The sequence below is a fragment of the Paraburkholderia sp. genome, assembly GCF_036488795.1.
Taxonomy (GTDB): Bacteria; Pseudomonadota; Gammaproteobacteria; order Burkholderiales; family Burkholderiaceae; genus Paraburkholderia.
In genome coordinates this window covers 1-9,274 of sequence record NZ_DASXHA010000162.1, presented here as the reverse complement: position 1 = coordinate 9,274, position 9,274 = coordinate 1, and the positions used below count along the sequence as shown (strand labels likewise).

General features: G+C 63.9%; 9 protein-coding genes. All 9 read left to right on the top strand.

Annotated features, from left to right (window positions below; translation table 11 throughout):
- Positions 1 to 1,020: ABC transporter ATP-binding protein (locus VGH41_RS23175; protein WP_331599969.1), on the top strand; the 1,020-nt coding region annotated here is incomplete at its 5' end.
- Positions 1,017 to 1,892, top strand: a complete 876-nt coding sequence (locus VGH41_RS23170; RefSeq protein WP_331599968.1) for a xanthine dehydrogenase family protein subunit M — start codon at positions 1,017 to 1,019, stop codon at positions 1,890 to 1,892. The genes VGH41_RS23175 and VGH41_RS23170, both read left to right, overlap by 4 nt.
- 3 nt (positions 1,893 to 1,895) lie before the next feature.
- Entirely contained in the window at positions 1,896 to 2,384 is a 489-nt protein-coding gene (locus VGH41_RS23165) for a (2Fe-2S)-binding protein (protein ID WP_331599967.1), read from the top strand.
- Positions 2,377 to 4,731 carry a xanthine dehydrogenase family protein molybdopterin-binding subunit gene (locus tag VGH41_RS23160; RefSeq protein WP_331599966.1) on the top strand — a complete coding sequence of 785 codons (2,355 nt, stop codon included), beginning with the start codon at positions 2,377 to 2,379 and terminating at the stop codon, positions 4,729 to 4,731. The genes VGH41_RS23165 and VGH41_RS23160 overlap by 8 nt, the downstream gene beginning before the upstream one ends.
- A gap of 15 nt (positions 4,732 to 4,746) precedes the next feature.
- Positions 4,747 to 5,628 carry an NAD(P)-dependent oxidoreductase gene (locus VGH41_RS23155; RefSeq protein WP_331599965.1) on the top strand — a complete coding sequence of 294 codons (882 nt, stop codon included), beginning with the start codon at positions 4,747 to 4,749 and terminating at the stop codon, positions 5,626 to 5,628.
- Positions 5,629 to 5,637: 9 nt separating this feature from the next.
- Entirely contained in the window at positions 5,638 to 6,303 is a 666-nt protein-coding gene (locus VGH41_RS23150) for a carbon monoxide dehydrogenase subunit G (protein WP_331599963.1), read from the top strand.
- A 187-nt stretch (positions 6,304 to 6,490) separates the two neighbouring features.
- Entirely contained in the window at positions 6,491 to 7,630 is a 1,140-nt protein-coding gene (locus tag VGH41_RS23145; protein ID WP_331599961.1) for a porin, read from the top strand.
- Between the two features lie 73 nt (positions 7,631 to 7,703).
- Positions 7,704 to 8,033 carry an NIPSNAP family protein gene (locus VGH41_RS23140; protein ID WP_331599959.1) on the top strand — a complete coding sequence of 110 codons (330 nt, stop codon included), beginning with the start codon at positions 7,704 to 7,706 and terminating at the stop codon, positions 8,031 to 8,033.
- An 81-nt stretch (positions 8,034 to 8,114) separates the two neighbouring features.
- The gene (locus VGH41_RS23135; protein ID WP_331599958.1) at positions 8,115 to 9,272 is read left to right on the top strand and encodes a M20 aminoacylase family protein; all 1,158 of its coding nucleotides are present in this window, start codon (positions 8,115 to 8,117) and stop codon (positions 9,270 to 9,272) included.
- Positions 9,273 to 9,274: the final 2 nt, after the last annotated feature.

Here is a 9,274-nt window from a genome sequence, read left to right as displayed (position 1 = left end):
GACAAGGAGTTTCTCGTTCTGCTCGGGCCTTCCGGCTGCGGCAAGTCGACGACGCTAAACATGATCGCCGGACTGGAAGAGGTCACCCAGGGCAGCTTGCGGTTTGACGACGTGGAAGTGAACGGCCTGCCGGCACATCGGCGGGATGTGGCGATGGTGTTCCAAAGCTACGCGCTGTACCCGCACAAGAACGTGTACGACAACATCGCCTTCGGCCTGCGGATGCGCAAATGTCCGCAACAGGAGATCGATGCGCGGGTGCGCGCGGCCGCCCGGTCGCTCGAAATCGAGCCTCTGCTGGACCGGCGGCCGGGGCAACTGTCGGGCGGGCAGCGCCAGCGCGTCGCGCTCGGCCGCGCGATGGTGCGGCAGCCCGCGGTCTTTCTGATGGACGAGCCGCTGTCTAACCTCGATGCGGCGCTGCGTGTGTCGATGCGCGCGAGCATCAAGGCACTGCATCAGTCGATGCAGACGACTTTCGTGTACGTGACCCACGATCAGGCGGAAGCGCTGACGCTCGCCGACCGCATCGTCGTGATGCGCCAGGGCGTCGTGCAGCAGATCGGCTCGCCCGATGATATCTACGAGCGGCCAGCCAATAAGTTCGTCGCCAACTTTCTCGGCAGCCCGCCGATCAATTTTATCGATGGCGTGCTGACGCAAGGCGACCACGGTTTGCATTTCCGCGCAGGTGACCTTTCGCTCGCGCTGGATGACCAAACGCAGCGGCTGCTCGCGGGGTGCGTTGGCCGGGCAGTGTCGGCCGGCATTCGTGCGGAGGACATCGACGAACATGGCGAGTCGACCGATTGTTCGCTGACAGGCGACATCGCCTCGTTACTGCCGGTCGGCTCCGACCAGTTCATCGGCCTGCAATGTCTGGGGCAGTCGATGTTTTTTCGTGTCGGCAAGGAGCGTTCATGCAAGGTCGGTGAACGCGTGACCCTGTCGATCAACCGCCGCCGTCTGCACCTTTTCGATCAGGCGAGCGGCGTGAACCTGAAGGTGCACAACGCATGAAACCCGCGGTATTTTCGTATCACCGGCCTCACACGCTTGAAGAAGCGCTGTCGCTGCTCGCGCAGCACGGCTTCGACGCAAAGGTCATCGCGGGAGGGCAAAGCCTCGCGCCGATGATGAACATGCGCTTTGCGCAACCAGCACATCTGATCGACCTGAACGCATTGCCGGAACTCAGCGGCGTGACGCTGGTGGGCGAGTTGCTATCTATTGGCGCGATGACACGCCATCACGAGGTGGCCACCAGCGACACGGTACGCGCCGCTTGCCCGCTGCTCGCGGAAGCGGCCGCCACCATCGGGCACTACGCGATTCGCCAGCGCGGCACGCTTGGGGGCAGCCTTGCGCATGCGGATCCCGCTGCGCAAATGCCGCTCATTGCAAGCACGCTGGGCGCGAGCATCGAGATCGTCGGACCGGACGGCAGCCGCGAGATGCCGGCCGCGGAGTTCCTGATTGCGGTGATGACGACCGATCTCGCCGCCGAAGAAATCATTCGAGCGGTGCATTTCCCGGTCGGACGCCAGGGCGAGCGGCACGCATTTGAAGTTTTTAGCAGACGGCACGGCGATTTCGCGATCGCGGCTTGCGCACTGACCGCCATCCTCGACGGCAACAGATTTTCAAGCCTGCGTATTGGTGTCGGCGGCGTGGCGGACGCGCCGCTTGTGCTTAACGAACTCGCTGCGGGCTTCGTGGGCGCGCCGGCCGATGCGCCGACGCTTGCTGCAATCGCCGACGCGGTGGCTGGCGCTATCGATCCGTACGATCAACCGGACATCAGCGCAGCTTACCGGCGCGACCTGGTCAAGGCGCTCACGGCGCGAGCGTTGCGACGCGCGACGCAGTCGGCCAACCCCAATTCCCATTGAGTCATGGAAAAGAGAACGATCTATCTCGACGTGAACGGCACCCGTCACGAAGCGCACTGCGAACCTCGCAAGCTCCTTTCCGATGTGCTTCGTGAAGACTGCCGTCTGACTGGCACGCACGTCGGTTGCGAGCACGGGGTATGCGGCGCGTGCACGGTGCAAATCGACGGCCGCCCGGCACGCTCGTGCCTGGCGTACGCGGTTCAGATGGACGAAGTGCGGATTACGACGATCGAAGCTGTCGCGCAGGATGGCCGCCTGTCGCCGCTGCAGCAGGCGATGCATGAGTGCCATGGCCTGCAGTGCGGCTTTTGCACGCCGGGCATCGTGATGACCTTCGAGGCTTATCTGCGCGAGCACCCGAGCCCATCCGAATCCGAGGTCCGCGAGACGCTATCGGGCAACCTGTGCCGCTGCACCGGGTACCAGAACATCGTCCGGGCGATCCTGCGCGCGGCCGCGCGTATGCGGGGGGAGAGCGCCGATGTCTGAACAGACGTTTCGCTACCTCAACAAGGCGGTACCGCGCACCGAGGACTATCGCCTGCTGACGGGCCATGGCCGGTATCTCGACGATATTGAAATCGCGGGCGCGCTGCACGTGAGCTTCGTGCGCTCGCCGCACGCGCATGCGCGGATCGTTTCTGTAGATACCGCCGTGGCTATCGGCATGCCTGGTGTCGTGACCGTCGTTACCGGACGGGAGCTGGCTCAGTGGACCGCGCCGATGCGCGTCGCTGCGCCGGTCGAGGGCCTGGTGCCGGTCGAGTTCGCGACCATGCCGACTGACATCGTACGGTTTCAGGGCGATCTGGTCGCCTGCGTCGTTGCGACCGACCGATACCTCGCAGAAGACGCGGCTGAACAGGTGCTCGTCGAGTTCCAGCCGTTGCCTGTCGTGACCGATATGTGGCAAGCACTCGAACCCGATGCCGCGCAAGTCGACCCAGGGGTGCCCGGCAACCTTGTATCGCACCAAGCCTACACGAGCGGCGACACGCAGAGCGTTGCGCAGCGAGCGTACCGGGTGATCGAATCGACCTTTCAGCAACAGCGGCAGACCCATGTGCCGATCGAAACGCGGGGTTGCGCGGCAGTCTGGGACGCCGGGCGCGACCACCTGACGTTTCACGTCGGCACCCAGGTGCCGCATCCTTTGCGTACTCAGCTCGCGCAGCGGCTCGGACTCAGCGAGTCGCAGGTGACAGTGATTTCGCCTGACGTCGGCGGTTCGTTCGGTCAGAAAATCGCGTTGTACCGGGAAGAGCTGAGCGTTGCCGCACTCGCACGTCATTTGAAGCGGCCGGTGCGCTGGCGCGAAGACCGTCTGGAGAATCTGACCGCGGCGGCCAATTCGCGCGAAGACTTCTGCCGCACCCGCGCTTCGGTGGATGAGCACGGCACGCTGCTCGGGCTCGATCTGGAGATCCGCGAAGACTTCGGCGCGTATTGCTTCTTTCCGGCGAACTACCTCGCACGCGTCGTCGCAATGGTGCTGAGCGGACCGTACCGGCTGCAGCACTACGATTTCGACGTCAAGATCGTGCTCAGTCATAAATGTGGCAATGCCCCCATGCGCGCGCCGATGTCCATCACCAGTTGGGTCATGGAAGGCACGATGGAAGCGATTGCACGCGAACTGCAGCTCGATCCGGTCGAAGTGCGCCGCCGCAACCTGTTGACCCCTGAGGAACTGCCGTACCGTACCGCCACCGGCGAATTGCTGGCTGACATTACGCCGTCGCAGACCTTCGAGGCGGTGGTCGCGGCGTTCGACTACGACGCTTTTCGCGCGCGCCAGCAGGCGGCGCGGGCAGCCGGCCGCTACCTCGGGCTTGGCCTGTGCAATGTGGTGGAGCCGACGACGTACGGTTCGGCCTTTTATAAATCGGCCGGCATTCCGGGCTCGGGACACGAGGCAAGCTGGATCCGGATCGAGCCGAGTGGTGTCGTCAACGCGTCGGTGGGTCTCGGCCCGAGCGGGCAGGGCTATGAAAGCGCGATGGCCAATGCGGTGGCCGAAGGCCTCGGTGTAGACCCGACGAGCGTGCGTATTCATCTGGGCCACACCGATATCGCGCCCTACGGGATGGGCAGCCGCGGCGCCCGCAGCGGCACGGCGGGCGGCGGCGCGCTTTACCTGTGCGCGCTCGATGCGCGTCGCAAGGTGCTCGCCATCGCCGCCGGTTCTCTCGCGCTGCCCGATAGCGACTCGCTTCGCCTCGTCGACGCGCGTGTCGAGCGCGGCAGCGGCGACGCGTGGGTCGACACAGGTCTAACGCTCGCCGATGTCGCGCGCCGTGCCTATATGGATCCGACCTCATTGCCGCAAGGCCTCACGCCTGGTCTCGAGTTTCACCTCACCTATGATCCGCCGCCGATGACCTACTCGAATTCGACGCACGGATGCGAGATCGAACTGGACGTCGCCACTGGCGCGATCCATATCGCGCGCTACGTGATCGCCGAAGACTGCGGCACGCTGCTCAATCCGACCGTGGTGACAGGACAGCAACACGGCGCAGTGGCGATGGGACTGTCCGGCGCGTTGTTCGAGCACACGCGCTACGACGAAACAGGACAGAACCTGACCGGCTCGCTGGCCGACTATCTGATCGCCACTTCGACCGAACTGCCGAATTTCGAAATCATCCCGTTGCATACGCCTAGCCGTGCGACGGCGGCGGGCATCAAGGGGATGGCCGAAGGCGGCGTGATGGGCGCGCTCGGCGCCTTGACCAATGCCGTGAACGATGCGCTCGCGCCGTTCGGCGTGGTGGCGGACCGTCACCCTTTGACCCCCATGCTGTTGCGCGACCTGCTGCGCGACAAACTCTGACCGGATCACACAATCATGAATCAATCTGCAAGCAAACCCGCTGTCGGCTTTATCGGCCTCGGCATCATGGGCGCGTCGATGGCGGCGCGGCTCGCCGCGGCCGGCTATCCGTTACACCTGTATAACCGCACCCGTGCGAAGGCCGAGCCGCTTATCGACGCGGGCGCGACCTGGCATGCCACGCCAAAGGCGCTTGCTGAAGCATCCGACGTGGTGATCTCGATCGTCGGCATGCCGGACGACGTGCGTGCGCTGTATCTCGGCGACGACGGCCTGATCGCGAACGCGCGGCGCGACGCCGTGCTGATCGACATGACGACTTCAAGCCCGCAACTGGCCGAAGAGCTGGCCGCGCACGCGGCGGTTCGCGGCGTGCAGATGCTGGACGCGCCGGTTTCGGGCGGCGATGTCGGCGCGCGCGAGGGACGGCTGTCCATCATGGTGGGCGGCGCGGCCGACGTGCTCGCGCGCGTCGAGCCGATGCTGCGCTGCCTCGGCACGAACATCGTGCTGCAAGGTGGACCGGGCTCGGGTCAGCACACCAAGCTGTGCAATCAGATCGTGATCGCCTCGACGATGTTGGGGGTGTGCGAGGGCCTGGCCTATGCGCACAGCGCGGGACTGGACCCGCAGACCGTGTTGAGCGCGATCGGCGGCGGGGCGGCTGGCGGCTTCCAGTTGAATAACCTTGGGCCACGCATCGCGAAAGGCGATTTCGCGCCGGGCTTCTTTATCGAGCATTTCATCAAGGACATGCGGATCGCGCATGAGGAAGCCGCCCACATGGGACGCGAGTTGCCGGGTCTGGAACTGGTGCGCAGTCTTTATCAGAAGCTCGCCGAGCAAGGCCTTACGCGTAACGGCACGCAGGCGCTGTTCAAACTCTACGAGCGCTGAGCAATGGCGATGAAGTTAGCTGACCAATGCATTCTTCCGGCGCGGCCCGAGACCGTATGGCGTGCGCTGAACGATCCCGCCGTGCTCGAGGCGTGTCTGCCCGGCTGCAAATCGCTCGCGATGCTCGACGAGCGGCATTTCGAGTCGACCGTGCAGATTCGCGTCGGCCCGGTCGCGGCGACCTTCAAAAGCAATGTCGAACTGTCGGATCTCGATCCGCCCAAGGCTTACACGATCGTCGGTACTGGCAACGCGGGCGCAGTCGGCTTTGCGAAGGTCACCGCGCGCGTGCAGCTCGAACCGCAAGCCGAGATGACGGTGCTCGCCTACGACGCTGATGTCGAAATCGGCGGAAAGCTGATGAGCGTAGGGTCCCGGCTGATTCAGTCGGCGGCGGGCAAGAATCTGGACGCCTTCTTCGGCGCGCTCAAGGCGCACATCGAAAAGCAGGCGGGGCCGGCGAACGTTATGCCGGACATCGAGCCGGCGCCGCAAGGACGGTCGGACAACATGCCGCTCATCGGCGGCGTGCAACCTGAATCGCATAGCGAGACGAACTCGTTCACCGTCGCGGCCCAAGCCCGCCCGACACCCGGTCTGCCGCTCTGGCTGGTCGGTGCGGGTTCGGGTCTGGTCGGTTTGCTGGTGGGATTTTTGGTCGGGCACGCGGGCTGACGGCCTGCGTCGCGATAGCGGTGCCCGGTGAGCGTGCAGGCCGGGCACCGTACTTAGACGTAAGCAGGCTCGGCGCTGCGATGCGTGGGCGCGCTGCGCGCGGGTCACGAGCTGTTCCAGTGGCAACCTTGTTCGTTCTGTAGTTCGGCGTTTGATCAAATCCATTTTTTATTCGACAGGAATTTTCGTGACCAGAAAACTAGTTGTCCTAGTGGCGTTGACATGCCTTGCAGAGGCAGCCCACGCACAAAGCAGCGTGACCCTCTACGGCGTCGCCGACGATGGCATTACCTACACCAACAATCAGGGCGGCCATGCCAATTACCAGACCTTCAGCGGTGGGATGGGCGGGAGCAAGTTCGGCCTGCTCGGCAGCGAGGATCTAGGCGGCGGCACGAGCGCCATCTTCCAGCTCGAAAGCGGCTATGACGTCAACAGCGGCAAGCTCGGCTATAACGGCCGGCTGTTCGGCCGTCAGGCCTTTGTGGGCTTGTCCGGCAACTACGGCAGCGTGCGCCTGGGGCGCCAGTACGACTTCATGGTGACCAACCTGCAGCCGCTGAGCTCTTCGCTGGCGTTCGGCGGCTCGCTGTCGGCGCATGCGGGGGATGTGGACGGCATCTGGGGCACGTATCCCGTCAATAACGCGGTCAAGTACGTGAGCCCGACGTATCACGGCATCACCGCGGGTGCGCTGTATAGCTTTGGTGGCGTGGCCGGTTCGGTCGGCGCGTCGCGGCAATACGGCTTCGGCCTGAACTATGCGAACGGTCCGCTGAAACTGGCGGCCGCCTATCTTTATGTGAACAACCCCGCAGTGACGCGATTTGACGGCGCCACGGGTGCGACAGCGGGCGAAGCGTTCACGAACCCCGTAACGACTCCGATCTACAGCGGCTATGCCACTGCGCACAGCATGCAGACGCTCGGTGCGGGCGGCAACTATCAGTTCGGCACCACCACGCTGGGCGCCCTTTACACCAACACGCGCTTCAGCAACGCAGTCGCGACCACCAGCACCACATTCCAGGGTTCGGCGACACTCGCCTCGTACGAGGCGTTCGTCAGTCATCGCTTCACACCTGCAGTCATGGCGGGTCTGACCTACGACTACACGTCATCACCGCATGCGCACTACAACCAGCTGGCGGCTGGCTCCCAGTACCTGTTTTCCAAGCGTACGTTCACGTACCTGATCGTTGCCTGGCAACGCGCTAGCGGCGTCGATTCGACGGGACACGCAGCGGTAGCCGATCTGACTTATCTGTCACCTTCGTCGACGCCGAACCAGGTCGCGCTGCGGGTGGGCATAAGGCACAGCTTTTAATTGGCGGTGGCGTGCAGGCGTGCGTCGCTGTCTGACGGTGTGCCTGGGCGTGCGCCGTTTTGTGAGTGTCTGAATGACTACAGGAGCAATCATGCTGGTGGAAATGCGTACGTATCAGATTACGGCAGGAAAGGTGGGCGAGTTCTTGAAAATTTACGAGCGCGAGGGTCTGCAGATCATCAGCCAGTACGCACGGCTCAAAGGCTGCTGGACCAAAGACTCGGGTACGTTGAATTCGGTCGTGTTCTGCTGGGAGTACGACGACTACGCGCACCGCGCCGCGCAGCGCGCGAAGCTCGCCGCCGATCCGCATTGGCAAGCGTTCACGCCTCGTATCCTGCCGTATCTGGTGCATCAGGAATCGGTGTTCCTTGCGCCGGTGCCGTTTTGCCCGGCTGACTGAAGTAGCCGGGATAGCGAATCCTTCTGACTGTCGGATCTGCAACACTGCCTGTCGCGCCGCAGTTTGCCTGTGAGGTAATCAATGATTGAAACCGAATTGTTCGACAACATGGTGACGTGGCGTCGTTCACTGCATGCGCATCCGGAGACCGCGTTCGAAGAGGTGTCGACCGCGCGGTTGGTTGCGTCAGTACTGCGCGAGTACGGTTTTGAAGTAACCGAGGGGGTCGGCAAAACCGGTGTGGTCGGAACGCTGCGAAGGGGGACGGGTCCTGCGCTCGGATTGCGTGCGGATATGGATGCGCTGCCGATGGTGGAGCACAACGAATTCGCGCACAGTTCGCAGCACCGCGGAAAGATGCACGCGTGCGGTCACGACGGCCACACTGCGATGCTGCTGGGCGCCGCCGCTTCGCTGAGCCGCGATAGCGGTTGGCAGGGCACGGTGCACGTGATCTTCCAGCCCGCCGAAGAGGTGGCGGGCGGCGGGCGCGTGATGATCGAAGACGGACTGTTCGAGCGTTTCCCGTGCGACGCGGTGTTCGGCCTGCACAACTGGCCCGGCTTGCCGCTCGGTCATTTCGCGATTAACCGCGGTCCGATGATGGCGTCGTTCGACACCTTCGAGATTCTGGTGGACGGCAAAGGCTCGCACGCCGCAATGCCGGAGGAGGGGATCGATGCGCTGGTGTGCGCAAGCCATGTCGTGATCGCGCTGCAGACCATCGTGAGCCGGCGTGTCTCGCCGAAGGAAGCATGCGTGGTGAGCGTCACGCAGATTCATGGCGGCGAGGCCTGGAATGTGTTGCCTGATCGTGCTGTGATCCGCGGCACCGTACGCTGCTTCGATGCCGGCGTGCAGGAGCGCGTACGGCGCTTACTGGACGAAATCGGCTCGCTGACCGCGCAGGCGCATGGCGCGAAAGCGACGCTGTCTTACCGCTACGGCTATCCAGCAACGATCAATGCGGCTGCCGAAGCCGACGTGGCGCTCGAGGCGGCGCGCGCGACTGTCGGCGCTGCGAAGGTGACGCTGGGCTGTAAGCCATCGATGGCATCGGAAGACTTCGCATTTATGGCGCAGCAGAGGCCGGGCGCGTATGTCTGGATGGGCGTCGACGGGTCCACGCCCGGGGCCCCGCTTCACAATCCGCACTACGACTTCAATGACGACGCATTGACTATCGGTGCGTCGTATTGGGTGAACGTCGTGAAGGCGTTTGGCGCTGCGCGTGGGTGATG

What these genes read in the sequence shown, in the direction of transcription:
- VGH41_RS23170 (WP_331599968.1), top strand. Translation starts at nt 1,017, where the DNA reads ATGAAACCCGCGGTATTTTCGTATCACCGGCCTCACACGCTTGAAGAA.
- VGH41_RS23165 (WP_331599967.1), top strand. Translation starts at nt 1,896, where the DNA reads ATGGAAAAGAGAACGATCTATCTCGACGTGAACGGCACCCGTCACGAA.
- VGH41_RS23160 (WP_331599966.1), top strand. Translation starts at nt 2,377, where the DNA reads ATGTCTGAACAGACGTTTCGCTACCTCAACAAGGCGGTACCGCGCACC.
- VGH41_RS23155 (WP_331599965.1), top strand. Translation starts at nt 4,747, where the DNA reads ATGAATCAATCTGCAAGCAAACCCGCTGTCGGCTTTATCGGCCTCGGC.
- VGH41_RS23150 (WP_331599963.1), top strand. Translation starts at nt 5,638, where the DNA reads ATGAAGTTAGCTGACCAATGCATTCTTCCGGCGCGGCCCGAGACCGTA.
- VGH41_RS23140 (WP_331599959.1), top strand. Translation starts at nt 7,704, where the DNA reads ATGACTACAGGAGCAATCATGCTGGTGGAAATGCGTACGTATCAGATT.
- VGH41_RS23135 (WP_331599958.1), top strand. Translation starts at nt 8,115, where the DNA reads ATGATTGAAACCGAATTGTTCGACAACATGGTGACGTGGCGTCGTTCA.